Annotated in this window: 28 protein-coding genes and 1 riboswitch; of the genes, 9 read left to right on the top strand and 19 right to left on the bottom strand. The window is 38.0% G+C overall.

Features of this window, described 5'->3' with window-relative positions:
- Window positions 1–124: 124 nt before the first annotated feature.
- The 8 genes from GJ691_RS10860 to GJ691_RS10825 all read right to left on the bottom strand — a co-directional run bounded on the left by GJ691_RS10860 (window position 125) and on the right by GJ691_RS10825 (window position 7,125).
- On the bottom strand, window positions 125–496 hold the full coding sequence (locus tag GJ691_RS10860) for a DUF805 domain-containing protein (protein ID WP_154366777.1): 372 nt from the start codon (window positions 494–496) through the stop codon (window positions 125–127).
- 412 nt (window positions 497–908) lie between these two features.
- A complete protein-coding gene (locus tag GJ691_RS10855; protein ID WP_154366775.1) occupies window positions 909–2,054 on the bottom strand; it encodes a PKD domain-containing protein in 1,146 nt (381 codons plus the stop codon).
- Between the two features lie 107 nt (window positions 2,055–2,161).
- A riboswitch (cobalamin riboswitch) is annotated at window positions 2,162–2,367 on the bottom strand.
- 174 nt (window positions 2,368–2,541) lie between these two features.
- Entirely contained in the window at window positions 2,542–3,114 is a 573-nt protein-coding gene (locus GJ691_RS10850; RefSeq protein ID WP_154366773.1) for a DUF7010 family protein, read from the bottom strand.
- Window positions 3,115–3,185: 71 nt separating this feature from the next.
- A complete protein-coding gene (locus GJ691_RS10845) occupies window positions 3,186–4,514 on the bottom strand; it encodes a DMP19 family protein (RefSeq protein ID WP_179955098.1) in 1,329 nt (442 codons plus the stop codon).
- A 231-nt stretch (window positions 4,515–4,745) separates the two neighbouring features.
- Complete coding sequence (locus GJ691_RS10840) at window positions 4,746–5,351, bottom strand: hypothetical protein (protein ID WP_154366769.1); 606 nt, start codon at window positions 5,349–5,351, stop codon at window positions 4,746–4,748.
- Window positions 5,352–5,379: 28 nt separating this feature from the next.
- On the bottom strand, window positions 5,380–5,871 hold the full coding sequence (locus GJ691_RS10835; RefSeq protein ID WP_154366767.1) for a hypothetical protein: 492 nt from the start codon (window positions 5,869–5,871) through the stop codon (window positions 5,380–5,382).
- Between the two features lie 159 nt (window positions 5,872–6,030).
- Window positions 6,031–6,441 carry a VOC family protein gene (locus tag GJ691_RS10830; protein ID WP_154366765.1) on the bottom strand — a complete coding sequence of 137 codons (411 nt, stop codon included), beginning with the start codon at window positions 6,439–6,441 and terminating at the stop codon, window positions 6,031–6,033.
- A 267-nt stretch (window positions 6,442–6,708) separates the two neighbouring features.
- Entirely contained in the window at window positions 6,709–7,125 is a 417-nt protein-coding gene (locus GJ691_RS10825) for a hypothetical protein (protein ID WP_154366763.1), read from the bottom strand.
- A 418-nt stretch (window positions 7,126–7,543) separates the two neighbouring features.
- Between GJ691_RS10825 and GJ691_RS10820 the strand changes: the two genes are divergently transcribed.
- On the top strand, window positions 7,544–7,774 hold the full coding sequence (locus GJ691_RS10820) for a hypothetical protein (RefSeq protein WP_154366761.1): 231 nt from the start codon (window positions 7,544–7,546) through the stop codon (window positions 7,772–7,774).
- Window positions 7,775–7,889: 115 nt separating this feature from the next.
- Here the strand turns inward: GJ691_RS10820 and GJ691_RS10815 are convergent, their stop codons facing one another.
- Together GJ691_RS10815 and GJ691_RS10810 are read right to left on the bottom strand one after the other, a co-directional pair.
- Window positions 7,890–8,294 (bottom strand): DUF6326 family protein, encoded by a 405-nt coding sequence (locus tag GJ691_RS10815; protein ID WP_154366759.1) that lies wholly within the window; start codon window positions 8,292–8,294, stop codon window positions 7,890–7,892.
- A 181-nt stretch (window positions 8,295–8,475) separates the two neighbouring features.
- Window positions 8,476–9,918: an ATP-binding protein gene (locus tag GJ691_RS10810; protein ID WP_154366757.1), complete on the bottom strand. Its 1,443-nt coding sequence runs from the start codon at window positions 9,916–9,918 to the stop codon at window positions 8,476–8,478.
- A 268-nt stretch (window positions 9,919–10,186) separates the two neighbouring features.
- Between GJ691_RS10810 and GJ691_RS19540 the strand changes: the two genes are divergently transcribed.
- Window positions 10,187–10,354, top strand: coding sequence for a hypothetical protein (locus GJ691_RS19540; RefSeq protein ID WP_179955097.1), 168 nt, complete (start codon window positions 10,187–10,189; stop codon window positions 10,352–10,354).
- Between the two features lie 154 nt (window positions 10,355–10,508).
- Here GJ691_RS19540 and GJ691_RS10805 read toward each other — a convergent pair whose 3' ends face one another.
- From GJ691_RS10805 to GJ691_RS10780, 6 genes are all read right to left on the bottom strand, one after another.
- The gene (locus GJ691_RS10805) at window positions 10,509–10,874 is read right to left on the bottom strand and encodes a hypothetical protein (protein ID WP_154366755.1); all 366 of its coding nucleotides are present in this window, start codon (window positions 10,872–10,874) and stop codon (window positions 10,509–10,511) included.
- A 162-nt stretch (window positions 10,875–11,036) separates the two neighbouring features.
- Window positions 11,037–11,621 carry a hypothetical protein gene (locus GJ691_RS10800; RefSeq protein ID WP_154366753.1) on the bottom strand — a complete coding sequence of 195 codons (585 nt, stop codon included), beginning with the start codon at window positions 11,619–11,621 and terminating at the stop codon, window positions 11,037–11,039.
- 169 nt (window positions 11,622–11,790) lie between these two features.
- On the bottom strand, window positions 11,791–11,868 hold the full coding sequence (locus GJ691_RS19860; protein WP_343033479.1) for a hypothetical protein: 78 nt from the start codon (window positions 11,866–11,868) through the stop codon (window positions 11,791–11,793).
- A gap of 435 nt (window positions 11,869–12,303) precedes the next feature.
- Complete coding sequence (locus GJ691_RS10790; protein ID WP_179955096.1) at window positions 12,304–13,140, bottom strand: sialate O-acetylesterase; 837 nt, start codon at window positions 13,138–13,140, stop codon at window positions 12,304–12,306.
- A gap of 156 nt (window positions 13,141–13,296) precedes the next feature.
- A complete protein-coding gene (locus tag GJ691_RS10785) occupies window positions 13,297–13,524 on the bottom strand; it encodes a hypothetical protein (RefSeq protein ID WP_154366751.1) in 228 nt (75 codons plus the stop codon).
- A 186-nt stretch (window positions 13,525–13,710) separates the two neighbouring features.
- The gene (locus tag GJ691_RS10780) at window positions 13,711–15,729 is read right to left on the bottom strand and encodes an LruC domain-containing protein (RefSeq protein ID WP_154366749.1); all 2,019 of its coding nucleotides are present in this window, start codon (window positions 15,727–15,729) and stop codon (window positions 13,711–13,713) included.
- A gap of 219 nt (window positions 15,730–15,948) precedes the next feature.
- Between GJ691_RS10780 and GJ691_RS10775 the strand changes: the two genes are divergently transcribed.
- The 5 genes from GJ691_RS10775 (at window position 15,949) to GJ691_RS10755 (ending at window position 21,254) form a co-directional block, all read left to right on the top strand.
- A complete protein-coding gene (locus GJ691_RS10775; RefSeq protein ID WP_154366747.1) occupies window positions 15,949–16,956 on the top strand; it encodes a glycosyltransferase family 2 protein in 1,008 nt (335 codons plus the stop codon).
- Between the two features lie 66 nt (window positions 16,957–17,022).
- Window positions 17,023–18,942 carry a BatA domain-containing protein gene (locus tag GJ691_RS10770; RefSeq protein WP_154366745.1) on the top strand — a complete coding sequence of 640 codons (1,920 nt, stop codon included), beginning with the start codon at window positions 17,023–17,025 and terminating at the stop codon, window positions 18,940–18,942.
- Between the two features lie 31 nt (window positions 18,943–18,973).
- Complete coding sequence (locus tag GJ691_RS10765) at window positions 18,974–20,230, top strand: dihydroorotase (RefSeq protein ID WP_154366743.1); 1,257 nt, start codon at window positions 18,974–18,976, stop codon at window positions 20,228–20,230.
- Window positions 20,231–20,251: 21 nt separating this feature from the next.
- Window positions 20,252–20,593 carry a hypothetical protein gene (locus tag GJ691_RS10760; protein WP_154366741.1) on the top strand — a complete coding sequence of 114 codons (342 nt, stop codon included), beginning with the start codon at window positions 20,252–20,254 and terminating at the stop codon, window positions 20,591–20,593.
- A gap of 1 nt (window position 20,594) precedes the next feature.
- On the top strand, window positions 20,595–21,254 hold the full coding sequence (locus GJ691_RS10755; RefSeq protein WP_154366740.1) for an alpha/beta hydrolase: 660 nt from the start codon (window positions 20,595–20,597) through the stop codon (window positions 21,252–21,254).
- Here the strand turns inward: GJ691_RS10755 and GJ691_RS10750 are convergent.
- Together GJ691_RS10750 and GJ691_RS10745 are read right to left on the bottom strand one after the other, a co-directional pair.
- Entirely contained in the window at window positions 21,251–21,745 is a 495-nt protein-coding gene (locus tag GJ691_RS10750; protein ID WP_154366738.1) for a hydrolase, read from the bottom strand. The genes GJ691_RS10755 and GJ691_RS10750 overlap by 4 nt on opposite strands.
- Before the next feature lie 10 nt (window positions 21,746–21,755).
- Window positions 21,756–22,520: an MBL fold metallo-hydrolase gene (locus tag GJ691_RS10745; RefSeq protein ID WP_154366736.1), complete on the bottom strand. Its 765-nt coding sequence runs from the start codon at window positions 22,518–22,520 to the stop codon at window positions 21,756–21,758.
- An 89-nt stretch (window positions 22,521–22,609) separates the two neighbouring features.
- Here GJ691_RS10745 and GJ691_RS10740 point away from each other — a divergent pair, with 89 nt between their 5' ends.
- Complete coding sequence (locus GJ691_RS10740; protein WP_154366734.1) at window positions 22,610–24,061, top strand: TonB-dependent receptor; 1,452 nt, start codon at window positions 22,610–22,612, stop codon at window positions 24,059–24,061.
- Window positions 24,062–24,134: 73 nt separating this feature from the next.
- Here the strand turns inward: GJ691_RS10740 and bcp are convergent, their stop codons facing one another.
- Window positions 24,135–24,587, bottom strand: a complete 453-nt coding sequence (bcp, locus tag GJ691_RS10735) for a thioredoxin-dependent thiol peroxidase (RefSeq protein ID WP_154366732.1) — start codon at window positions 24,585–24,587, stop codon at window positions 24,135–24,137.
- Window positions 24,588–24,640: 53 nt separating this feature from the next.
- Between bcp and GJ691_RS10730 the strand changes: the two genes are divergently transcribed.
- Window positions 24,641–25,303 carry an endonuclease III domain-containing protein gene (locus tag GJ691_RS10730; protein ID WP_154366730.1) on the top strand — a complete coding sequence of 221 codons (663 nt, stop codon included), beginning with the start codon at window positions 24,641–24,643 and terminating at the stop codon, window positions 25,301–25,303.
- Window positions 25,304–25,340: the final 37 nt, after the last annotated feature.

Here is a 25,340-nt window from a genome sequence, read left to right as displayed (position 1 = left end):
ATACATATTGGGGGATTTCTGTGTTATTAGGATTTATTCTACTAAGTTTTAAATCTGAAGTACACCAATAAAACCGAGCAAAAATCCCCCGAAACATAATTTTAAAAGATCGATCTCTTTAACTTTAAGCAGTTACTGCCTTAGTATTTTGACCATATTTATTATCTCCAGAATCACCGTCTGTTGCCATTAATACCAATAGCCAAATTGCGCCGATTATTGGAATTAAACCTACCAACAACATCCATCCACTTTTTCCCGTATCATGAAGTCTTCTTACACCAACTGCCAATCCTGGGATAAAAACGGCTAAACCATATAGGCCATAAATCGGTCCATATCCAATATTTTCAAACGCAATACCGAGAACGTTATCAAGAATCATTGCGATGAATGCAAACAAAACGTTGAATAAAACAAACATCCAATATTCTTTTCTTCTTGCCCGGCCATTAAAGTCAGCATACTGGTTTAAAACTTTTAAATACCAATTCATAAAATTTGCTTTTAATTTATTATTCCTACTCGTAAGGTTTTTCGGTATCACCCCGTTTTTAAAGTGTTGGCTGGTCTCCACTTTATGAACTCTTATTTTCTATCACCCAAAATCTTTTAACAAGTCATTATATCAACTAAAGTCGATTTTATATTTTACCTTATTTCCCGACCATTAAAAACCCTTTATCAAACGTATTTATAGAACATAATATTTTATTAGAAGGGCCTAAAATATATTATGGATCCTTTTGAAAAAAACCGGCAATGGCACTTTATGCTTTAACAAGGCTATTTGCGTTGATCCATACGTTTTCGCCTATAACGTAACCACCAAGATGAAGGTTTTAAGCAAAGAAAAGGGCCCACGTAAAACGTGGACCCCCTCCCATATTGAACTCTAAGAATAGCCATTAATTAATCATCGAAAGGTCTGAAGCACCTTTGATTTCGGTAGAGACTTCACCAAGCCAACCCGCATTTTCCTGTACCCCGGAGTACACTTTTACAAAATCGATTCCTTTTAAATTCACTGTATTCCTATCCGCATCTATCGCCCTATCAATTTCCATTGCATTTCCGCCATAGGTACTATATTCCGAATCAAAATTATCTACATACCCCCATTCCAAGGCGTCTATAGAAACAAAACCACTTGAATTTATCGTCGGAAACACCCTGGTACCGTTAAAGGTCACCTGTTCCTGTTCTTCTATAAATAGTGGATAATAGTTTTGCGCATGGTAAGAACTGACCAATACACTTCCATCATTATTCAAATTATCGACCCAAGGTATATCGGCATGTTCGCCGGGATTGGTATACGTAGTCGCATAATCCAATAAAGTGGTTTCAGCGTCATGGGCACTCCCTGCCAGTTCATACCAAGCATCATCGGGTAAACCATTCCCGTTTTCATCAAAGGAAACCTGTACGATCCCAGGTTCTGAAAGTCCGTTCATCGCATTGCCGTACACAACAAAATCCTTGGCATCTTCCCGGTTTTCTATGGTATGGTCAAAAGTAAAAACCACGTAACCGCCCCAAGCCCCTAAGGAAATAAGGTCTGATTTTCCACCGACGATTTTCCCCGCAGCTTCCATGGTACCATAGGTATCATTAATAAACTGTCCCGGTGCAGGTTTGTATTCGATTATTTCAGAAATAAATTCGCTACTGTTTTCCGTTTTTGGCCGAAAATACAACTCATACGGATCGTTTACCGTCAATTGGTACGATCTAAAGAGGGAATCATTTTCCGCCTTTGCGTTGAATTCAAGGGCGAAGGTCCCTGCTTCCCCAACGATATACTCCAGATTTTTAGTGGTGGAGATTACGGTTTCACCCAATACCCAGCTAAAAGCCGTATTCAATGGTATATGCTGTATTTCATGGTCGATTACCAATGTATCACCCATGGTAAACTCATATTCCGTCTGATAATCGGAATCGGTGAAGAACATAGGTACGACATCATCTTCATCATCGTCGCTACAGGACGAAAAAAAGAGGACACCCACCAAGAGGGTCAATACTTTAAAGGTTGATTTTAATTGCATTTGAATTGTATTGAGGTTAATAATTTGCATTAACTTATTTACAAAACAAAACAATGGGGATATGGTCAGAATAGAAAATCTACCCAAAGCTATAACTCCCGAAAGCTCTGTCTATGTGAATTGCGGCAGGTCTTCTGACTCATCCCTCTTTTTAACCCTTCCCATCTTAAAAGACAGTGGTTTGTTAAAAAGATTTTTTCCGGAACAACCGGAAGGGATTTACAGCAGCGGGAACTGTTCAGGATTTACACCTGATTCCCTTTTAATACCATTCTTCAAAAAAGAATATGTAACCGAAAATCAGGTCAAAATTATGATAAAATTTTTAAGTGGGTTACTTATTTTTTTAATTTTTTTGAATGGAATGGTGCCTTTAATCCCGCATGGATTCCCAACACATTAATACACACATACCTATGCCCCTATTCCCAAATAACCAATGGAAGAAAAAAAGGTTTATTTTATTAAGTAGCGTTGAAAAACGGTTTTATTTGAGAGGTGTTGTTGTCGATAGTTCTTTCTCCACTTTCTTTCTGTTCTTCAAAATCAGTATCGTTACTATATAAATCAGCACTATTCCAAAGGGAATTGCAATGAACCTGTATTCAGGAAGCAGGTACCATAGTGAAAGTACTAAAATTGTCCTTGTCAGCGTATGGAAAATACCCACCCAATGGTTAATAATCCAGGAAAACGGAAGCCACATTAGTCCGGTTAAAATCCCTACTGTCAGCGGTAAAGACGAATAGTCCACTAGAAAAAACGGAATTGCAATGGCGTAGACCATAACCGCTTGCGCCACCGTAAAAAAGAACAATTTATCAAATTCATTCTTCGGTTTACTTTTATCCAGGAAATTTTCACCCGTAAATTTAGAAAGAAACAGAGCTACGTACACAATGCTTCCGGTTCCTATGAAAATTGACCATACGGCCACAAAATCCGAGAAAAAAATACCGATAAGCCCAATAATCGTCCACACGATCAAACCCGCCAAGGGGGTGGCCAGAAATTTTTGATTGGAAAAATCAATTCGCTGTACTTCAAGTGTTCTTTTCATTCGCTAGTTTTTTTTTGCAAATGCACCTAAATGGTCCCGATAAGTGACATGCTCACTTTAAGTTCTTTAGATCATGGTAATTTTTTCGAAGAAATCAGTTTTCCATCCTCGTAATACTTTTCCTCTTTTACGCTTCCGTCATCATAATAAGATCTGGTATAACCGTGCTGTTTATCTTCTTTATATTCTTGATATAAGGTAAGTCGACCATCTTTGATACTTTTCGCCGTACCGTCCCTTAAATAATTTTTGAATTCCGTTTCATAAATAGTTATACTGGATCGTGTCACCCATTCCGTATAATACATTCCCGTACCGTTTTTAAGTGTTTGCCCACCTTCTTCTGTCCAATAGTTGATGCAATGGGGTTTTCCTTCCAAAACCTCTCCCTCGAATTTTTTACTTCCATCTTTCCAATACTCCGACCATTTACCAATTCTCGTACTATTGTTCAAAAAATTGGAGTCCGCTTTAAGTTGTCCGTTATCATACCACTCTTTATAGGCCCCGCATTTTTTATCGGTATCGGCATTTCTGGTCTCCATCTTTTTAGGAATTCCGTTTTCATAAAACCATTTATGAATCAAACTGTTTTCAGTATCTCCTTTTATAACCTCATGTACTAAAACCCCATCTTCGTTATACGCTTTACGTTCCCCGGTTTTTTGGCCTTTTACGTACACCACCATTTCTTTCAGGATACCGTTTTGATAAAAAAGTTTGTATTCCCCATTTATCAAACCTGCTTCAACGCTAAATTCTTCTTTTATATTTTTGTTTTCAAAGTACGTCCTATATAAGCCCGTATAAGTTAAATCAAAGGGCAAACCATCTTCAGTCAAGCATATTTCATCAGGGTATTTGCGTATATAACTTTCTAATGCTGCCATGGTCTTCATATTCAAACCATAGTATTTGTCATCGAGTACGGACAGTTCTTCAAGTTTATCGTAAAGGTCACTGTCAAACAAATCGTTTTTTTGCGCCTTGATCACGAGTTCCTTGTTTTTTTGATAAATGGTATCCGCTTTTTTGACAAGATCGGCCATTTCCATATCACCGATAAACTCCAACCCCTTGATTATCGTCGCTACATAAGGAGCATAACCATTGTAGTAAAATTGAACAAATCCGCCATTGGTTACCTGAGCATCCAAATACCACCAATAGTAAAGTGCTTTCTGCCCGTACGATAAGGATTTTCCCCGTTCAATTTCGTGCTCCTTGTCTTGCACGAAATTAGACATAGGCTCAAGTACAAACCATCCGAAATCGAAACCGCTTAATTTATAATAATCACCTTTATTCAGTTTAGGCTTAAAATGCCTTTTTTCATTAAATTCCCAATACGGATCATTATCATCCTGGTCTTTACCGCCAAAAACGTTTCGTAGCTTCATTATACTCATTTAAAAGGTAATCGTTCGTACCGAGAACAAGCCCTGTTCTTCGTTATTATAAAAGTTAGGGTAAAGTACTGAATTTTAGATTTATTCATTCCCTGGGCCCAAAAATATTTGGCGTTGCCTGTAATTCCAGACGTTAATCCAAACAAATAAGAGAAAGACAACAACCCATGGTATTCGATGAACACATACCCCAAATGCAGTTATTATTCATAACCGAACGTTTTAAAGGTGGCCATTCATTCTGACAATTTCTATTCCTATAACAGACTTTAAGTCCATTAGAAATTCTTCGTTTAGATCTGGCCAATTCCAAAAAGTAAAACCAAGGTTGGAAAATGCGATCGATTGATCGGTACCATAGTCGGACAAGTTACTTTCGTTAGAACAATGTGGACAGACGAGCGTAGCCTTTTCATTGTTTGTCCACTTATCAAATTCGGGAAATACCGTATGAAATAAGTTTAATTGTTCTTTCGTACAATTATCGGTAAAAAAGTCTTGAGGCGTTATTCCTTCGAACCTGTTCGCTCGGCAATTTGGACATTCCAATTTAGTCATAGGCGTAAATGCGCCAACATTGAAAACTTCACGTTCTGTTTTCACTTCTACCCCGCATACTTTAAGCCGTAAAAGATCTTCGTCATACCCAATAGCACTTGTGTGGTTTTTACCCGGTTTATACCCTTTTGTTTTGGTACTTAGAATACAGTCTGACGGTTCTTGTTCAATAATTTCATTCGATTGTAACCATTGAAGTATTTTTTGCCCTAAATCAATAGGATTTTCAACTTCTTCTTTGGTACAAATAGTTATATAGTTATCGCTCATTTTCTATGCATTGAATTTTTCCGTTTCATTATCCAAAACGTATATTAAATAACAAGATAATGGAAATTACCATAAATGAAAACAAACCGATAATCAATGGTATTTTAAAATCATCCCCAACCAGCACTTTCGTTTTTGCTTTCATTTTATTTTTGAACAATAGATATATGGAAAAAGGAACCGTTACCACGAAAGCCCATCCATATAAGGTCGTCACATGCATTAGTTTATCCATTGCATTTTGAATACCTGCAAAGAGAACCATATCGGAAATAATGGCCACCACAATAAAAATAATACTATTGAAAACCACCCCTTTGAACAAATGGGCTTTAGGATATTTTTTAATACATACATAGGATGCATATCCCCACAAAATCGGATTTACAGTCAACATTATACATTGTCCCAATTGCTCATTTATACTCCAAGGATACCAAAGTATAACGTTTGACAACCAATAAACAGCAAAGCAAACAACTAGATTATATAATACCCATTGAGAAATATTCGATTTCATTTCATTAGAATAAAACAGGTCTTAACCGCTATGTTTATAAATGACCAACTTTATTGATATATTGACTGAGGTAGCTAAGGGTTTTCGTCACTAAATACACATGCGGCCAACCTTAAAAGTAATTCTTCAATTCCCTGATTATTAAAAAGAGTCGAAATCTTAAGTCGTAGTGCTTTCCAACACCTGAACAAGTTGAATGTTATTTCCGCAGGTATCATTAAAAATGGCGACTTTGACCGTCCCCATTCCGGTTGGTTTTACACTGAACTCCACCCCAAGTTTCGTTAATCTATCAAATTCGTCATCAATATTTTCCACATCGAATTGGGTCCATGGAATCCCGGCCTTCATTAATGCATCTTGATATACTTTTGACGGTTCAAAATGGTTTGGGGCGGGTTCCAACAATAATTCCGGTCCATCTTGCCATTCTTTTGACACCAAGGTCAACCAACGATTACCCTCACCTAATGGTACGTCCTTCTTTTTTATAAAGCCCAATTTCCCAGTATAAAACCGCAGGGCTTTTTCTTGATCACGGACTGGGATGCTTATAAGTGTTACTTTCATTTTTGTGGTTTTATGAATACTCCGTATGGTCTCAATTTGTTTTGTCGCTTACTGACTTAAAGATAATATATTAATAGAAATAGGTCTTTGTTATAAAATTGTTGAATTTATAGTTGTCTTAAAAAGGATAAGGCCATCAGAAATTTACGGTCCAATACTAATGAAGTAATAAAAAAAAGCCCCTTAAGGAGGCTTATATAAATCCGTTTATGTAGGAATTAAGGACTTGTGCAACGGTTACCGGTGTTGTACATAGTTTTAATATTATCAGATTACTTTATTTTGAGTTTTACTTAAGTAAATAAAAACAGTCAAGTAAAATATGCAGAAAAACCAATCATTCGCTCCATAGATAGTGCAGAAAATTCCAGCCATCGTATCCTGTTCATATACATCTGAAAGGTTATTATTCATTAGCCATTTAGTCCAGATAAAACCGTAAATAAACTTTTCAATTACGAATGCTCCAATCACCCATTTAAGATAGTTCCATTTAGGTGCCATAGCTAAAAATACAAGTCCCCAAACAACTATCATAAGTAATCCAAAATTGGACATTACTACTGGGTCAGCTTGATTAATTGCTTTATTCGAAAAAAATCTGGATAAAACTAATACTCCACCTATATTCATTATTCCGGATAGGTACATCAGTTTTGTGACAATTGATTTATTTAAATTCATTTTACGTTCATTCTGTTAAATTATGTACAACACAGCGCTATGTGAAGTCCACGTTATTTTATGGAAATATAATGAAAACCTTAAAAGGTTTTCGACCATATTGGGAATAAAATGGCGTGTACCACCGAGCAAATCGACCGATGAACACCCGCAAAATTAGCAAGCAACGGTGAATAAATTGTATATAGCGGATTGATATGTTGCGTTGAAAAGCCGTAGCGGCGTTATTTGCCAGTGACCTCTCATCCCTATCCCGATGGCAATCTGTCATAACTCTGCGATGATGTAGCAATTCCGAGTGGATTCGGACGTAGTCTAACCCGCCGTAATTGCGGTTATACATTGTGCCTAATGCACAAGTTAAGAAAAAAGTCTTTGTCGATCATTGCCTATCGGGACAAGGATCGTAACTTTAGGTATGCAAGGCAAGAAGGACTCTCAGGAAAAACTGTTCGCGAGTTTCCAATTGGCAATCGCCTATAACCTGAAGGAATACCTGAAATTCATTGGAAAACGAGCGAAAAGCGGGGCGGGAATGCTTGTTTCGGCATATTTGGTGGGAATTGTCTTCTACGACTTTTTTTTTGCCCCGATTCGTTACCCTAAAACGCCTTTTCAATACTGGGACACATTGAAAAAAGCCCCTTGAAGAGGCTTATATTAATCCGTTTATGTAGGAATTAAGGGCTTGAGCATCGGTTACCTTTGTTGGCAATTAGCTTATATTCTTTTCTTAATTTGTTCAAACTTTTTCCTTAAAGTATTTATTTTTCTTTAGGCCATTTCCAAGCATACCAAACAATTAATGCAGTAATAATACTTTCTAAAAATGCTAAAAACACATAGAAACCATACCATTCAGTATTTGAATTGAATCCAATGAATAACATCATTATAGTAAACAATATTCCAAATACAATATTAAGAACACGATTTATTCTTGGTTTTAGGATAATTGAGAGTGCCACCATTACCGATGAAATTGCTAAAATCATTGAGGCTATTAATAATTTGGTAGGACTATCTAAAATATTTTCGCCTGAAAGTAAACTGTCTATTTTTCCTGGTGTGTAGAGTTCAAAATAATCTCCATATAAATAACAGAAAGTTGCTGAAGCCCATAAAGAAGCAAGTTTAATTTTGATATTCACTTTCGGGTTTTCTAACATATCCTTTAAAGTTTTACAATTCAAGTCCGTTTGTATTTATATAGACGTAAAATCTTTTTAAATGGTTGCCTGAATTTTAAAGTTAGTTCGATTTTCGGCCTATTGCCCACGGTTGTGTATGGTGCTGTTGCTAGTCCAAAGGGCAGCCATGCAAAATACATTTTGTTGTGTTTTCGTTTTGTTAATTACCAGTTTTCATTTTAAGTGTAATCTCCCCAATATTGTAAGCGTAGACTGAAGCAGGAAGATATGTAAATTTCAATCCTTTTACTTCTTTTGTGCCAATTTGATCAATAGAGGTTACAACAGCGGAATCGAGTTTGTTTGCATCACAAAACTTAATTAAACTTTTTAATTCTTGAGGCTTATCGAAATATCGATTACTCCATTTAATTTCTACTCCCCAAACGGGTTTATAATTTTTTTCATCAACTAGAACCAAATCTACTTCCCCATCTTGTCTTCCGTCCTTCCATCTAGCATATGTTAAATCCAATTGTTCTCTATGCATCCATTGCGAAAGAATTGCTGTTTCTACCATGTTTCCCATTTCTTGGTCAATTTCACTTATTGGCGAAAATAGAGCAGTACGGAGTGACGGATTGGTAAGATATACTTTAAAACTCGTTATTCTTTTTAATCTTTTAGCATTGACGCCAACCTTATTTAACACCTTAATTAGGAAAGCTGCTTCTAAATATTCCAAATATTTTTTTAGCGTATCTTTTAGAATACCACTTTCCCTTGACATAGTTTCATAGGAAAATTCATTTCCAGTATTATAAGCTATATATGTGAAAAATCTATTTAACTCTTGAACATCTTTGATTCCATATAGACTAGGCAAATCACGAAGTAGAACTTTGTCCACAATATCGTTTTTAACATACCTACCCATATCACTCTGAATTCTATCAGAGAATACAACTTCCGGATAGCCTCCAAAATTTAAATAATGAATAAATTCCTTATTTAATGCTTTGGCGTCATGAGTTAGACAATATGGTATATCCTTGTCTCCGTATTGAATATCACCTTGAAAAATTAAATGATCCAACTTTTTCAAATGGATGTACTCTTGAAATGTTAACGGAGGCAGCAAAAAATCAGTAAATCTGCCTGCACCACTTTCTGTGCTATGCCATTTTAATGCAGCTGCCGCTGAGCCAGAAACAATGAACTTAGTTTCGGGATAAGAGTCAACCAATACTTTTAAATGCCTTTCCCAATCTTTCAAATATTGTATCTCATCAAAGAAAACATAACAACCATCAAGGTTTTCAAGGTTCAAGGACTCTTTGCAAAGAATTAATATGTCTTCTAGACTTAAATTGACATAAATAGGATTATCGATTCCAATAAAGAATAATTTGTGAGGATTTGTTTTTTCTTTCAGTAAATTTTCAATGCAATGAAATAACATCACTGTTTTACCAACTCTTCTAGGTCCCATCAGGACTACCGCTCTTTTAATTCTTCTTTCAGTTACGAACGGATAAAATAGGTCAAAATATAACCTCCTAGACATGGAGCTATAAGTGTTCGGAATCTCTTTGGTGATCCACCATGGGTTTTCATAGCGAAGACGTTCAATAATTTTTTCTGTCGGAATAAGGTTAAGCATTGTTATATTTTATCTTAATATGACAAATATACATAATATAAGTAGATTAAAAACTATCTATTCTTACATAAAATATAATTTTAAGGAGATATTCGCATATATAAACTATTAATTCGACAATTCCAGTTTACATTCAATGAAACACTACGACCTGACTATGCGCAGTGTCCTGAAGGGCATTACGTTTAGGCTTTGTGCCTGTTGCACAAGTTAAGAAAATAGTCATTGTGGATCATTGCCGATCTGGAAATGGATCGTAACTTTAGGTATGCAAGGCAAGAAGGACTATCAGGAAAAACTGTTCGCGAGTTTCCAGTTGGCGATCGCCTACAACCTGAAGAAATACCTGAAATTCATTGGAAAACGAGCGAAAAGCGGGGCGGGAATGCTTGTTTCGGCATATTTGGTGAAAATTGTCTTCTACGACTTTTTTTAACCCTGGTACGGTACCCGAAAACGACCTTGCAATACTGGGACACAATGAAAAAAGCCCCTTAAGAAGGCTTATATGAATCCGTTTATGCAGGAATTAAGGGCTTGTGCAACAGTTACCAGTGTTGCCACACGTTTTTTATTTTTCGGCAAGCTTTTCAGTTCAGTAAATTCCATTTATTAGGCAAATATTTATTAATTCCGTTATCATAAGCATTCCAATACAAAAGGTCGCTTCCATACCAAAATACATCAACTTTTTGCCCAATGGCAAATGGTTTATTCATACTGTTAGCGTATTTCAGTCTTCTAATCGTGTATTCTTTGTTTTCTAAATCAATTTTCACATAAGGGTAATCCAATTCCGTATAATCATTCCGCATTGGTCCTTTTTCTTTTCTATATTCCACAACTTCTGCTGATATTTTTTTGCATCCAGTTCTTAAATTTAAAAATTCAATTTTAGTATAAGTCAGATATACATAAACTCCAATAATTATAAACAATATAGTCCAAATTGTCATTTAGTTCGGTTTTCTCAAATGTGTGGTAACGTGTTTGTATATGGTATGTTGCGTGGTTTAAACACCTAATTTAGCAAATAAAAATCGAATATAAAATCCGAGAGGATTTTCGTAAGTAGGCTAGAACTAGCAATAAATTAAATACGGTGTTGTAGCCAGTATTTATTCAAATTTCGAGTTTGTAATTGAGTTAATCAGCTCTTTTCCGATTGCCTCATCTTTGTAAACTATGTTTATTGTAAATCTTTTATTTCCAAACAATCTTCTAAAACTCTTTGTCGTAAGTCTTTCACCATTCGGATAGTCAAAATTAATTTCGAAAGTGTCAAATTCCATTCCGCTTATCACTTGTTTAGATGATAAAGAATCTAATTCCGTATTTGACATTGCTTTTTTCAAAGATTCGTACGTCACAGTATTCAGTTCTTTATTGCTTTTTATATAATTTTCAGTCGTATTGATTATTTTATAGTTTGATTCCAAAGTGTGGAATTGTCCATTCTTATAAGCGAATAAAGTATTCTCAATATCTTCTTTTTTAACCTTCTGGGCAGATACTTTTTCGAATGATTCCATTCCATCTGACTTAACCTTAATCCAATTCTTTTCCGAAACTTCTTTAAAGTTATTCGGAATATTAATAGTCCATTTAAAATCATCATTTTCGATAGTGATTTCTTTTTCTTTTTGGCAAGAAATCAGGATTAGAAATCCGATAATTGATATTTGGAAAAGGTGTTTTCTCATATTGGCTACAACAATTGAATATGATCATTGATCATATATACATTATACGCCTAAGATAACAAATCTTCTATTTCATAAATGACCTATCCACCACATGGGTATATCTTTCGGTCGTTCTTGTAGACCCGTGACCCAGTACTAATTGAATATGCCTGATATCAGTACCTTTCTAAAGCAAATGGGTTGCGAAACCATTCCTTAGCATATGAGGAGTAACCCTTCTATGTATCCCCGCTTTTTTTGCCACATTGACAATAATGTTCAGAACACGGGAAGGACTGTACCTGGTTTTGACCCTATTATTCTTAATATACTGAGATCAACCTGCTTCTTGTCTCCAAAAGTCAACCAAATTGCCATTCTCTATTTTAAATCCATACACCACCATTGATTCCGTACACCAATCAGGTTGTACTAAAAAAGTATTGAATACCTTGATCCAAAACCTGCACTTTTCTTCATCAAAACGCGCTATAACACAGTTACTCTAAAATAGTCCAAATCAAGATTTCATGAAAACTGGTTCTTAAACATTTGTCAACCTTGGAGGCCTAGTTATCATCAAAAAGTAGCTTGGCAAGTAAATCCATTTCTTTGGGCATACTTCAAGAAAAAGCAAAAAAAGTCCCACAACAAGGTGTTTGTGGGACTTTTGAATTTTTTTAGCAAAAAAGGATCGATATCAATAGCCCTCTAACTGCAACATTTGCGCTGCGTAACGCCTTCCCATTTCGCGAACACCTTCTGAGTTAAAATGTATATCGTCTTCCCGCACGGCACATCCTTTAGAAGGAATAACGTAGGCCGTTGGCACCGTTTCGGGCAGTTTATCTATTATGGCGTTCATTCTGCCACATCTGCCGCCTTGTTCCTCATGAACTACCTCCCCGGCCAAAAGAGGAACCTCACTGGCCTCTAATCCTAGGTCGTTCAACATATTGGTATATACCTGTTGCACGTAAGCAGGCCATTTTTCGTCATCGGTATTGGTTTCTCCTTGGTGAAGCAATATACCTTTGATCACCCCTTCTTTTTGGGCTTGCTTGGCCAAAGTGATCAAACGATCGTATGGATTGCCTCCATAACCTGCGATCTTTCCTTGAAACCAATCTTCGGGGTAGGTCTGGGTAAATTCTTTATAGATGTCCTTATCGAACAAACGTATATCACAACCGCCAACAGCCACACTGATCACGCCTACTTTTTTGTTCTCGGGAAGTTTTTCGACCATGGTACGCCCAAAATAATCGGCAGGTGAAAGGCCAACATAACATTGACTCAATGGGGGTACTGCAGGGTACCAATTACCCATGGTCCTCCCCTGTTCCTCACAGTCCATCGAAGGCATCATAACAAAACGTTCGTCCACCGTTTTATCCTGTTCCTCTATCGTGGCCGAACCTTCCATATTGGATTGTCCAAAACAAAGATAAATCTGAAAATCAGGGTCTTGTGAAAACATTTGGGAAACACAGAAAAGTATGATCCAAACTATTATTCTCTGAATAGGTGAAAACATGATATTGGTTTTATAATTGGATTATAAAAATATACAATAACCACCCATTAGATTAATGGTATTTCGTCAAAAGTGAATAAGAATTTACCGTATTTTATGTGTGCGTTCATTCGGGAATTGCGCACCCCCTGTTTCCCAGATAGGGAACATCACGAATCAAATAACTTGATCGGGTCTTCCCTTCAATCGTATTTCTATTTTTTTCTTTTTTGCGGTCAATCGTTTCATGATTTCCATAAGCTCCGGGTCTTTGGTTTCCTTATATATTTCGTTTATACCCAAAATCAACCTTTTTGCTTCCCTCGAAGCCTCTACCCTATCACTAGTAGACATGTTACTCATCTTGGCATTCTCAAATTCTGCCGCCTCCTTTAATATGTCCATTTACATTCTTTTTAACTAATATAGCAATATATAGATATATTGGATATCTCCCAAATAAAAACATAGAATCTGTTTATTTCCTTAAAATTTCGCTTCTTTTTTAATAATACCTTACCATTAAAAAGAACAAACCCTGACGAATATGTCAGGGTTTGTTTATTGGTAATGATAGTAAATGATTGTTTTTTAATCGGCCAGCTTTGAGGTATTCCTATACCCCGCACTGTCTTTGTACCAATCCGCTTTGTCCACTCCGCCAGATGTGGCCCAGGTATCAAAATGGTTATAAGCCTTATTGACCGCTGTTTTTTCCGTTGGCACCTTAAAATCGTGTACCACATTAATTGCCCAAGGCAAACCGGTATCGGTAACATAATTTTTATCGGTATCCTTATTATTCCCTTCGATCACTTCAGAATTCTTGGCCAAGGATGTAGGTTTCGCATAGGGTAGATGAACCTCAACCTCCCTATCCTTATCTACGATAATAAAGGGGTTGAAAGGCGCCGTACCTAATTTACCCGATTCTATGGGTTCCGTGAATTTAATTGAAATAACCAGATCCTGTTTAAGGACGGAATAGTTATTATCATAAAATATGACCACGGCATTTTCTTGATCGGCCTCTGTACCATTGGCATTCAGATCTATATAACCTTCATTGAGTACCTGCCCCGTAACCGAAGCGATAATCGATGGGGATAAGTTCTCGAATTCTATACCGAATGCGTTGGTGAAACCTGCCCCATTGGCTTTTGAGGTTATTTCAAAATTGACCTGAACCACTTCATTTGCGGCATTTTCAACAGCGATTACCTTATAATTGACTGCCACGTCATTAAAATCATAATCCCCTTGAAACGGCCATAAGTCTTCGAAAGCCAAGGTTCCATTACCATATTTACTTGGTGTGTAAGATTCAAATGCCTTATCCGCATCATCCGGAAATTCATCATCACCGTCAACGATTCCGTCCCCATCGGTGTCTACCAACTTATCATCTTCGGAAAATACCCTGAAAGTGGCTAAGTCGTTTATGGCCCGCCCAATGGGTTCCGATCCAGTCGCGTTTACCCCATATCTATATTCCCATCCGCCGGTCTGTGTATCCATAATGATCAGATCGGAATCGGAACTGGATGTGGCCAACCACAACTCATCATTGGAATCAAAAGTCATGGAAGTAGGGTTGAACGGTAGATTATCGGCACTTATACGGGTGGCACTGTAATAACTATCATCAGTAAGCGCCAACTCATACAATCCTGAAAAAGTACACATGAAAATGGTTCCTTCGGGATCAAAAGCCAAATCCCCTCCACCAGTATTATCCAAGCCTGTTATTTCCCATGAGGAAAGTGTAACTCCCTCTATTGGATCTATTATTTTTAGGATACCACTGTTATCCGAGAAATAAAGTAACCTATCCTCATCATTATAGGCCAAACGAGGACCTCCATAACCCAAGTCATTAACAGTGCTCCATTCCTCGGTAGCGATATCATACTTCATTAAAGGATAAGGGGAACTTTTACCTATGCTGTACAATACCTTGTTCTCTTGATCTATTGCCGCGGTATAACTTCCCATCGGCATGGTTGAAAGCGGTGTATAAGAACCATCCAAGGGATCTACCTGGAACAACTCGCCTCCCCCGTTCACACAATACAGGTAATCCGTAACCCCTGCTTTCGCGGTCTTCCCTGATGAATTAACATGGGTATAATCTATACGGTTATTGACCACGGATACCACTTCGGATGAATATTTATTTTGTTCCTTTCTACGAATATAAACCTTGGTATAATAGGTAGGAAGTACTATTTGTTTCTCTATTTTCCCATTATAGGGAACAGCTGAGAACACCAATCTGTTCAATAAATCAAATTGCCACTCAGTGCCTGTAACGGTTTCCCCAATTTCATTTTCAAAGGTTACTTCTTCACTTTCCTCATCCGTATCGTTATAGGCATAGAGGTCATAACGCACATACGGACTCGCATCATTGATCGTTACCGTAATATTTTGTTGGGTAGCAAAATCAAAGTCGGTCGGAATCACCAATTGGGTAATCTGTAATTCGGTCGTTTCCTCTTCCGGTTCCACAGCTTCTGTTTGCGGTTCCTCAAATTCATTTTTTGAGCAAGAAGCCGTTAGAATCGATAAAAGGAATATGAAAAGATACAGTGTATTTTTGGTTGTCATTTTTACAGTTTTAAGATCATCAGATAAATATGAATTTTTATAACGTATTTTCCTACTTTTTATTTTAAGATGGATGTTATTACCCACAAAACTAGAGACGTATCGTTATTAAATTTGCTTGTAAGTGGTAAGTCGCCCTTTGCTATAGACCAATGGAATTTATCGTACGGTGAATACAAAATGAATGTTTCAATGAGGGTTTTTTCATAAATTGCGGACATGCAAAAACCCCTTGTAAGTATCTTGATTCCTTTTAAGGATACCGAAGCCTACCTGCCGGAATGTATAGAATCGATTCTGCAACAAGATTATCCTTTTTGGGAGGTTTTGGCGATTGATGATGCTTCTTCAGATGACAGTTACGATCTCGTACATCGTTTCGCTTTGAAAGATTCCAGAATACGTTTACTTAAAAACCAAGGTTCGGGAATCATTGCCGCTTTGCGAACAGCATATGACAATTGCCACGGTGAACTGATTACACGAATGGATTCCGATGATATCATGACCCTAGATAAGATCGGTACCATGGTCAACCTATTGCTTCAAAAAGGCATGGGACATTTGGCGGTAGGACAGGTGGCCTATTTTAGCTATCGGGGCATCAGTAACGGGTATGCCCGATATGAAAAATGGTTGAACGAACTCACAGCAAAGGGAAGCAATTACACCGAAATATATAAAGAATGTGTAATCCCTTCGCCCTGTTGGATGGCTTTTAGGGAAGATTTAAATCGTTGTGGGGCCTTTGAACCCGATCGTTATCCCGAGGATTATGACCTAACCTTCCGATTTTATGAAAATAAACTCGAATGTATTCCATGCAGCAAGGTTTTACACCATTGGCGCGACTACGATGACCGCACTTCCCGCACCAGTGAACACTATGCGGCCAATTATTTTCTGGATATCAAATTGCATTATTTCCTAAAGCTCGATTATGAAGCGAACAGGCCTTTAGTTGTCTGGGGTGCCGGGAACAAAGGAAAGACCATTGCCAAAAGGCTATTGGCCAAAAATATTTCTTTCGAATGGATCTGCGATAACCCTAAAAAGATCAATAAGGATATTTACGGAAAAAAACTGCAACATTTTCAAGTTCTGAACCAACTTGAAAATCCACAGAACATCATTACGGTGGCCAATGAAAAGGAACAGGAAGCGATTAAAACCTTCTTTAAGGGCCTGGACCGAACACCGATGAACGACTATTTTTTCTTTTGTTGAATTTAAATATGAATAAGTACGATCAATTTCTGAATACTTCATATATTTGTCAAACCAAAATCGGGAATGCAGTTTAAATATCCAGAACTTCTTTGGGCCTTTTTTCTTCTACTGATTCCTATATTCATTCATCTTTTTCAACTTCGAAGATTCAAAAAGACACCTTTTACGAATGTAAAGCTGTTACAAAAAATCGTTTCCGAGTCCCGTAAGAGCAATTCCCTCAAAAAATGGTTGTTGCTTTGCACACGTCTTTTACTCTATGCAGCACTGATCCTAGCTTTTGCCCGACCTTTTCTGGCCAATACAAAAGCATTGTTGACCAAGGAAACAGTCATATATTTAGACAATTCATTCAGCATGTGGGCAAAGCATCTGGATGAGACCCTGATGAACAATGCGGTGCAGGATATACTGAAATCCGTACCCCCGGAAAGCACTTTCAGCCTATTTACCAATACCAACGAATATAAGGACATTCGTTTAGTGGAAGTTCAGAACGAACTCTTAAGGATTACCCCTACACCCAATCAATTAAGTTTGGAAGAAATTGAGTTAAAGGCCGGCACGTTCTTTTCAAAAAATAGAGGCACCATCAAAAACCTGATCATCGTTTCCGATTTTCAGAACCGTATTTCCCCAAAATCCTACACAACGGACAGCACCTTGCAAAAACACCTTGTGAAAATACCGGTCACGGATTTAGAAAATATAACCATAGACAGCTGCTACGTTAGCAAATCCGGAATTGACATTATTGATATAACTGCTTTGTTTTCAGCATCTCCAGATGTAGAAAGGACCCCGGTTTCTTTGTATAACAATGATAAATTGATCGCTAAGACCGCTGCCCTTTTCAATAACGGAAAAAGTGAAGCTACCTTTACCCTGCCGGCTTCTGAAGTGGTTTCGGGAAAATTGGTGATTACCGATAAGGGGCTCCCCTATGATAATCACCTTTATTTTAACATTGATGAAAAGGACAGGCCAAAGGTTTTGGCCATTGAAAAAACACCCTCAAACTATTTACAGCGTATTTACTCCGAAGACGAGTTCGTTTTTTCTTCCTATTCCCTGAAAAATTTGAATTACCGGGATATTGAAAATCAAAACTTGATTATACTGAATGAATTACAGAACATTCCCAACTCCCTTATCTCGAGTATTCAATCTTTTGTTGCGGATGGAGGTAGCCTAACCATTATCCCTGCCATTAATGCCGATATCAACTCATACAACCAATTATTAGGCCCCTTATCCTTGGGCACTATCACTGAAGGGGTAAAATCAGAAAACCTGATTACACAAATAACTTTCGGCCACCCACTTTATGAAGGGGTGTTTGAAAAGAGCATCGATAATTTCCAATATCCGAAAGTAAACCAATTTTATAAGTTAAAGTCGAACACCCAACAAGCATTGACCTATCAAAACGGTGAGGCATTCCTAGTGGGCTCTAATGGGGTTTATCTGTTTACGGCCGCACTTACCATCGAAAATTCCAACTTTCAACAATCCCCTTTGATCGTTCCCACTTTCCTGAAAATGGGGACCAACAGCCTACAACCCCCTCCATTGTATTTTGTCATGAACGGCTCTGTAAATATGGATGTTTCAAGAAAAATGGCAAAAGACCATATTCTTAAAGTTTCCAAAGGCGACCAAGAGTTCATACCCCAACAAAAGACGTTGGCGAATAAGGTTTCCTTAAGCTTTATAGATAACCCCACCGAAGATGGTGTCTATACTATTTCAGAAAATATGACTCCTTTGAAAAAAATAAGTTTCAATTACCCTCGGGATGAAAGTGACCTTGGTTTTATGGATTTGAACCAGGTCGATCCCGCGAGCATACATAATTCGATAACGACCCTTTTCCAAGAACTGAAAGACGATAATCGTATAACCGAGCTTTGGAAATGGTTTGTTATTTTAGCACTATTTTTTCTTTTGATCGAAGTGCTTATTATCAAATTTTTTAAATGATCCATAAAAACAATAGATAAACCCTGTGGAAATGAACGTACTCCTAAAATCTGCCAAAATCGTAAATGCACAAAGCAAGGATCTGCACTTAAAAAAAAGGGATATTTTAATCCAAAACGGCACCTTGGCCAAAATCGCAAGTAAAATAGATGCCCCAAAAGGAACGAAAATCGTGGAATTGAAAAACCTACACGTGTCCCTAGGTTGGTTCGATAGTAGTGTTTGTTTTGGCGAGCCGGGTTATGAGGAAAGGGAAACCATATTAAACGGCCTTAGGACGGCCTCATTAAGTGGGTTCACCGATATTGTATTGAACCCCAATACGCACCCTATTGCGGACAGTAGTTCCGATATTGTCTTTTTAAAAAATGCCTCTCGGGATTCGGCTACCGATCTTTTTCCCTTAGGAACAATGACGATGGGTGCAGAGGGTATCGACTTAGCTGAATTATATGATATGAGCAATGCGGGGGCCGTAGGCTTTTACGATTTTAAATCGCCCATAGAAAATTCGAACCTGCTTAAAATAGCCTTGCAATACGTGCAAAATTTCAACGGACTCATATATTCAGAACCGCTGGATACCAAAATAGCCGGTAAAGGCTTGGTACACGAAGGCACTACATCTACCAAATTAGGATTAAAAGGGATTCCTTCAATGGCCGAGGAGCTACAGATCGTACGCGATCTTTTTATCCTGGAATACACAGGGGGAAAATTACATATACCAACCATTTCCACGGCCAATTCGGTTAAACTCATTGCTGATGCCAAGAAAAAAGGATTGGATGTGACCTGCAGTGTTGCCATACATAACCTATACTATACAGATCAAGTTCTTGAAGAATTTGATACGGCATTTAAGGTAAATCCGCCATTACGGGATAAAAAAGATACCAAAGTACTGATCAAGGGATTGAATGACGGCATCATTGATTTTGTAACCACCGACCACACCCCACTGAATATTGAATTGAAGGCGGTGGAATTCGATAATGCAACCTATGGCTCCATTGGTTTGGAATCCGCTTTTGGACTTTTACATAAGATATTCGATACTGAGAAGTGTATTGAACTCTTGACACATGGAAAAGAACGATATGGCCTATCGGAAACCGTTTTGGCAGAGGGCAACAAAGCTTGTCTTACCCTTTTTGACCCTGATAAAGAATATACATTTGAAAAGGATAATATTCATTCCACATCTAAAAACAGTATGACCATAGGTGAATCCTTGAAAGGAAAAGTCTATGGAATTTTCAATAACGATCAATTGGTTTTAAATTAGCCCTTTTAAAGTACGTTTCGCATGACTCCGAATTCTTCAGATGATACCATTGCTAAAGGAAAAACAACCGCAATTGTGGCCTACCTCACCATTGTTGGTGCCATCATAGCCATTTTCATGAACTCGGAACCTAAAAATGAGTTCGCCCGTTTTCATACGCGTCAGGCTTTTGGTCTACACCTTATGTTTCACGGTTTTGCCCTGTTTTCCAGTGTTTGGTACAATCAATATGCTCTTTTTGGGCTCTATCTTTGCTATTTCATCCTCTGGATCTATGGCTTTTTAGGAGTCTTGGGCAATAAAAAACAATTGGTCCCAGCCCTAGGACCTTATTTTCAAAAATGGTTTACATTTATTTCTTGATATGACAACTGCCCAACTTTCTTTGACCCATTTGATCAGGCCTTCCTCCTTAAAAGAAGGCAAAGCCCCAGTTCTATTCATGTTCCATGGTTATGGCAGCAATGAGGAAGACCTATTTTCATTCGCACCGGAACTACCATCGGAACTTTGTATTATCGCCGTGCGTGCCCCTTACGACCTAGAACCGTACGGACATGCTTGGTATGCCATAAATTTTGATGCCGACCAAGGAAAATGGAGCGATGATGAACAAGCTGTGGAATCCAGGGAAAAAATAGTATCCTTTATAGACGAAGCTTGCAATACCTACGGGCTTGATACGGATCGGATATCCTTATTGGGTTTCAGCCAAGGTACTATCCTTAGTTATGCCGTTGCACTTTCCTATCCTGAGAAAATCAAGAACGTTGTTGCCCTTAGTGGATATATAAACAAAAAGCTTATTGCCGGAGACCCTACCAAAAAAGATTTTGGCAAACTTAAAATTTATGCTTCCCACGGACAAGTTGATCAAGTAATTCCTCCGGACTGGGCACAAAAAATACCTGGAATACTAAGTGGTTTAGGAGTTGAGCACGTTTATGAGGAATTTCCTGTAGGCCATGGTGTGGCACCCCAGAACTTTTATTCGTTCAAGAAATGGCTGCAAGATAAATTCTAATTACTACGGGTATACAACAAATGATCTAGAAGGGTAAAATCAACCCCCAAATCGTCTTTCAATTCGTATTTGATCAATAATTCGCCCCAATATTTTCCATCGGAAAAATCGGCCACAATCCATTTATGGTTCAAGATCTTGATTTTGTTCAATTTAAAATCACTCTCCATCCCTTCATAAGGGATTAAAGGATTATCACCTTTGGACTCATTGGTTTCCAATAACTTATCAGCTATATAACGGCTAGGGTCCTCGATTTCCAAATGATCATAATATGCCAAGGCATCCTCATTGTTCTCCAATGAAAAGTATTGCATATCCAACACCTTTAGTCGAGCATCCTGAAGGGAATCTGTCAATGCTGTTACCTTATTCCCCAATTTTTCCAACTTAGCGTCCTTAGATTTTTGCATATTACCGTTACTTACGAACAAAAAGAGACAGATCAAGGCCGTAAAGACAAAAAGGTATAAAAAGAGTTTATTTTTCATGGTTGACTACCTAAAGGGTTATTTGAAGATTATCGTAAGCCAAATGTACATCTTTTGGCAATTTTTTTTCTACTTCCCGATGAAAACCCAACAAATGGCTTAAATGGGTCAAGTAGGCTTTTTGCGGTTTAACCCGTTCAATAAAGGCCAAGGCCTCGCTTAAATTAAAATGTGAATGGTGGGGCTCTTCCCTCAGGGCATTTACCACCAGCACCTTTGTACCTTTTATTTTTTCGATCTCTGAATCATCGATTGTTTTTACATCGGTCAAATATGTAAAATCGTTTATCCGAAAACCGAATACCTGAAGCCTATTGTGCTTTGCATTAATGGGTACCACCTGCCTTCCCCCAATAGTAAAAGGTTCGTTGTTCTCGATTTGATTGATTTCAACGGCCGGAGCACCCGGGTATCGGTCTGCATCGGCAAAAATATAATCGAATCTCTTTTTCAAGGATTCAACCACCCTTTTATGGGCATATATGGGTATATCGCCCTGCCGAAAGAAAAACGGTCGAATATCATCGATACCGGCAGTATGATCAGAATGTTCATGGGTAAAAAGAATACCATGTAATTTAGTAACCCCGTTGGTCAACATCTGCTGTCTAAAGTCGGGCCCGCAATCGATCACATAAGTATAATCCCCCCAAGAAAGTAATACCGAAACACGAAGTCGTTTGTCCTTAGGGTCCTTACTTAAACAGACCGGATGTGAACTCCCGATAACAGGGATACCCTGTGATGTGCCTGTTCCCAAAAATGTAATTTTCAACGCTTCAACAGTTTATTTCAAATTTATAACATATTTATTTAATAGATTACCCGATCTTGCTAACTTTGCGACAAACGAAAAACCATTATATGTCTTTAGTTCTAAAAAGGGACACAGCATTTGAGAACATACCTTCTATCAAGGCAAAAACCTTGAGGATAAACTTAAACCCTGATATTTACGGAACTTTTGCGGAAATTGGTGCAGGTCAAGAAACAGCCAGACATTTCTTTAGGGCGGGGGGCGCATCGGGTACGATCGCCAAGGCCATGAGTGCGTACGATAAGGAATTCAGTGATGCCATCTACGGCGTAGAAGCTGATGGACGTTATGTTACCCAACCTAGATTGAAAACAATGCTTTCCCACGAAATGCGTCTTATGGAAGAACGTATTACCAGGGATAAGCATCCTGATCGTCTTTTCTTTTCATATGCCAACACCGTAGCGACCATAGATTTTTCAAAAAGGTATAAAGGTCATGGTTGGTTAGGTATCCGATTTCAATTAGAGCCCGATCAAAAAGAATTTGATGAAATAATTCTTCACGTGCGCTTTAAACAGACCGAAGCCCGTTTACAACAGGAAACTTTGGGTATTATTGGGGTAAATCTCATTTACGGGGCCTTCTACAAATACCACAAGCCAAGAAAATTATTAAAATATCTTTACGACCATATCGATAAGGATACCATAGAAATTGACATGGTCAATTTCTCAGGCCCTAATTTCAAGGGGGTCGATAACAGATTGATGAGCCTTCAGTTGATCCGTAACGGAATGACCGATGCCGTAATGTTCGGTCCCGACGGCAACAACCTTTTACCTGCCGCCAAGCTTTACAAAAAGAACATTTTGGCCTTAAGGGGTAGTTTCAGGCCCGTTACCAAGGTTAATATGGATATGCTCAAGAAATCTTACAATATATTTGTACGTGACCGGGCTGTAGATGAAAGTAAGGCCATTGTGATTTTTGAGATTACCTTATCCAACCTTAAAGCCGATGGGGAAATTGATGAAAGGGATTTTATGGATAGGGCCGAATTGCTTTGTTCAATGGGGCATACGGTAATGATATCCAATTTTCAGGAGTATTATAAATTGGTCGAATATTTCAATAATTATACGAAGGCCAAAATCGGGCTTACCATGGGTGTAAATAACCTAGTGGACATTTTCGATGAAAAATACTATCGCCATTTAAGTGGTGGTATTTTGGAAGCCTTCGGTAAATTGTTCTTTAAAGAACTTCAAGTTTACCTCTATCCGATGAAAAATCCTGAAACTGGCCAGATCATGACCAGTAACAATATCAAGGTACATCCTAGGATGAAGGAACTCTACAAGTTCTTTAAATATAATGGAAAGGTCATGGATATCATCGACTATGATACTGAGATCATGGATATTTTCTCCAGGGATGTCTTCAAGAAAATCGTTAACAATGAAGAAGGTTGGGAAGATTCGCTTCCAGAAGGTATTGCCGATATTATCAAAGAGAAAAAACTCTTTACCCGAGAAAGGGATATCGATATGAAATAGGAATATTATTCAATAAACAAAAACGTCCCAATCTAACATTGGGACGTTTTTTTTTGATTATAACCCTTAGCCTTTAATCAAGAAGTTGAGCGGCATGATCCTTGGTCTTCACCTTATCAATGACCTTGGCTACCTTACCTTCCTCATTGATCACGAAAGTTTTTCTATGTATACCATCATACTCCCTACCCATGAATTTTTTGGGGCCCCAAACTCCGAAAGTATTGATAACGGTATGATCTTCATCTGCCAAAAGTGGGAATGGAAATTCATTCTTATTCCTGAAATTGGCCTGTCTTTTTTCCGAATCGGCACTAACACCCAGTAGGTGGAAACCTTGGGCTTGCAGTTCGCCATAATTATCCCTTAGGTTGCAGGCCTCAGCCGTACACCCGGGCGTACTGGCCTTGGGATAGAAAAATACGATCAGCTTTTTTCCCAGGAAATCAGATAATTTAACGGTATTCCCATCTTGGTCCTTGGCCTCAAAATCAGGGACTTTATCCCCTACTTGTAGTGTTTTCATAGTTGATTTTTATAAATTAGCAATTCTTTATCCATAGCTAAATTAAGCTTTAAATGACGAAAAAAGAAAAGGTAGATTTTGTCTTAAGAAAATTACAGGAACTATACCCTACGATACCTGTACCTTTAGACCATAAAGACCCCTACACCCTATTGATCGCCGTACTAATGTCCGCACAAAGCACTGATGTAAGGGTGAACCAAATTACACCCCTACTCTTTGCCCGGGCCGATAATCCTTATGACATGGTGAAATTATCGGTGGATGAAATTCGCGAAATCATAAAACCCGTTGGATTATCACCAATGAAAGCTAAGGGTATTCATGGCTTATCCCAAATATTGATAGATAAATATGACGGAGTGGTACCCAATGATATTGAACTTTTGGAAGAATTTCCGGCCGTAGGCCACAAAACCGCTAGCGTTGTGGTATCCCAGGCCTTTGGTACTCCAGCTTTCCCAGTGGACACCCATATTCATCGATTAATGTACCGATGGGGACTATCGAACGGAAAAAATGTAACCCAAACGGAAAAAGATGCAAAACGTATTTTCCCGAAGGAAGCATGGAACGACCTACATCTACAGATAATATGGTATGGTCGGGAATACTCGCCGGCTAGAGGTTGGGACCTTAATAAAGACATTATAACCAGCACAATAGGAAGAAAATCGGTGCTGAACGATTACCTTAAAAATAAAAAGACCCGCTAACTGCGGGTCTTTTTATTAGTTCAAATTCAATTCGAAC

The organism is Maribacter luteus, from assembly GCF_009674825.1.
Taxonomy (GTDB): Bacteria; Bacteroidota; Bacteroidia; order Flavobacteriales; family Flavobacteriaceae; genus Maribacter_A; species Maribacter_A luteus.
The sequence above is the reverse complement of the archived record's forward strand: the minus strand, read 5'-3'. Positions and strand labels throughout refer to the sequence as shown.

Coding starts and splice junctions, on each gene's coding strand:
- GJ691_RS10860 (WP_154366777.1), bottom strand. CDS start 496: ATGAATTGGTATTTAAAAGTTTTAAACCAGTATGCTGACTTTAATGGC.
- GJ691_RS10855 (WP_154366775.1), bottom strand. CDS start 2,054: ATGCAATTAAAATCAACCTTTAAAGTATTGACCCTCTTGGTGGGTGTC.
- GJ691_RS10850 (WP_154366773.1), bottom strand. CDS start 3,114: ATGAAAAGAACACTTGAAGTACAGCGAATTGATTTTTCCAATCAAAAA.
- GJ691_RS10845 (WP_179955098.1), bottom strand. CDS start 4,514: ATGAAGCTACGAAACGTTTTTGGCGGTAAAGACCAGGATGATAATGAT.
- GJ691_RS10840 (WP_154366769.1), bottom strand. CDS start 5,351: ATGAGCGATAACTATATAACTATTTGTACCAAAGAAGAAGTTGAAAAT.
- GJ691_RS10835 (WP_154366767.1), bottom strand. CDS start 5,871: ATGAAATCGAATATTTCTCAATGGGTATTATATAATCTAGTTGTTTGC.
- GJ691_RS10830 (WP_154366765.1), bottom strand. CDS start 6,441: ATGAAAGTAACACTTATAAGCATCCCAGTCCGTGATCAAGAAAAAGCC.
- GJ691_RS10825 (WP_154366763.1), bottom strand. CDS start 7,125: ATGAATTTAAATAAATCAATTGTCACAAAACTGATGTACCTATCCGGA.
- GJ691_RS10820 (WP_154366761.1), top strand. CDS start 7,544: ATGCAAGGCAAGAAGGACTCTCAGGAAAAACTGTTCGCGAGTTTCCAA.
- GJ691_RS10815 (WP_154366759.1), bottom strand. CDS start 8,294: ATGTTAGAAAACCCGAAAGTGAATATCAAAATTAAACTTGCTTCTTTA.
- GJ691_RS10810 (WP_154366757.1), bottom strand. CDS start 9,918: ATGCTTAACCTTATTCCGACAGAAAAAATTATTGAACGTCTTCGCTAT.
- GJ691_RS19540 (WP_179955097.1), top strand. CDS start 10,187: ATGCAAGGCAAGAAGGACTATCAGGAAAAACTGTTCGCGAGTTTCCAG.
- GJ691_RS10805 (WP_154366755.1), bottom strand. CDS start 10,874: ATGACAATTTGGACTATATTGTTTATAATTATTGGAGTTTATGTATAT.
- GJ691_RS10800 (WP_154366753.1), bottom strand. CDS start 11,621: ATGAGAAAACACCTTTTCCAAATATCAATTATCGGATTTCTAATCCTG.
- GJ691_RS10790 (WP_179955096.1), bottom strand. CDS start 13,140: ATGTTTTCACCTATTCAGAGAATAATAGTTTGGATCATACTTTTCTGT.
- GJ691_RS10785 (WP_154366751.1), bottom strand. CDS start 13,524: ATGGACATATTAAAGGAGGCGGCAGAATTTGAGAATGCCAAGATGAGT.
- GJ691_RS10780 (WP_154366749.1), bottom strand. CDS start 15,729: ATGACAACCAAAAATACACTGTATCTTTTCATATTCCTTTTATCGATT.
- GJ691_RS10775 (WP_154366747.1), top strand. CDS start 15,949: ATGCAAAAACCCCTTGTAAGTATCTTGATTCCTTTTAAGGATACCGAA.
- GJ691_RS10770 (WP_154366745.1), top strand. CDS start 17,023: ATGCAGTTTAAATATCCAGAACTTCTTTGGGCCTTTTTTCTTCTACTG.
- GJ691_RS10765 (WP_154366743.1), top strand. CDS start 18,974: ATGAACGTACTCCTAAAATCTGCCAAAATCGTAAATGCACAAAGCAAG.
- GJ691_RS10760 (WP_154366741.1), top strand. CDS start 20,252: ATGACTCCGAATTCTTCAGATGATACCATTGCTAAAGGAAAAACAACC.
- GJ691_RS10755 (WP_154366740.1), top strand. CDS start 20,595: ATGACAACTGCCCAACTTTCTTTGACCCATTTGATCAGGCCTTCCTCC.
- GJ691_RS10750 (WP_154366738.1), bottom strand. CDS start 21,745: ATGAAAAATAAACTCTTTTTATACCTTTTTGTCTTTACGGCCTTGATC.
- GJ691_RS10740 (WP_154366734.1), top strand. CDS start 22,610: ATGTCTTTAGTTCTAAAAAGGGACACAGCATTTGAGAACATACCTTCT.
- bcp (WP_154366732.1), bottom strand. CDS start 24,587: ATGAAAACACTACAAGTAGGGGATAAAGTCCCTGATTTTGAGGCCAAG.
- GJ691_RS10730 (WP_154366730.1), top strand. CDS start 24,641: ATGACGAAAAAAGAAAAGGTAGATTTTGTCTTAAGAAAATTACAGGAA.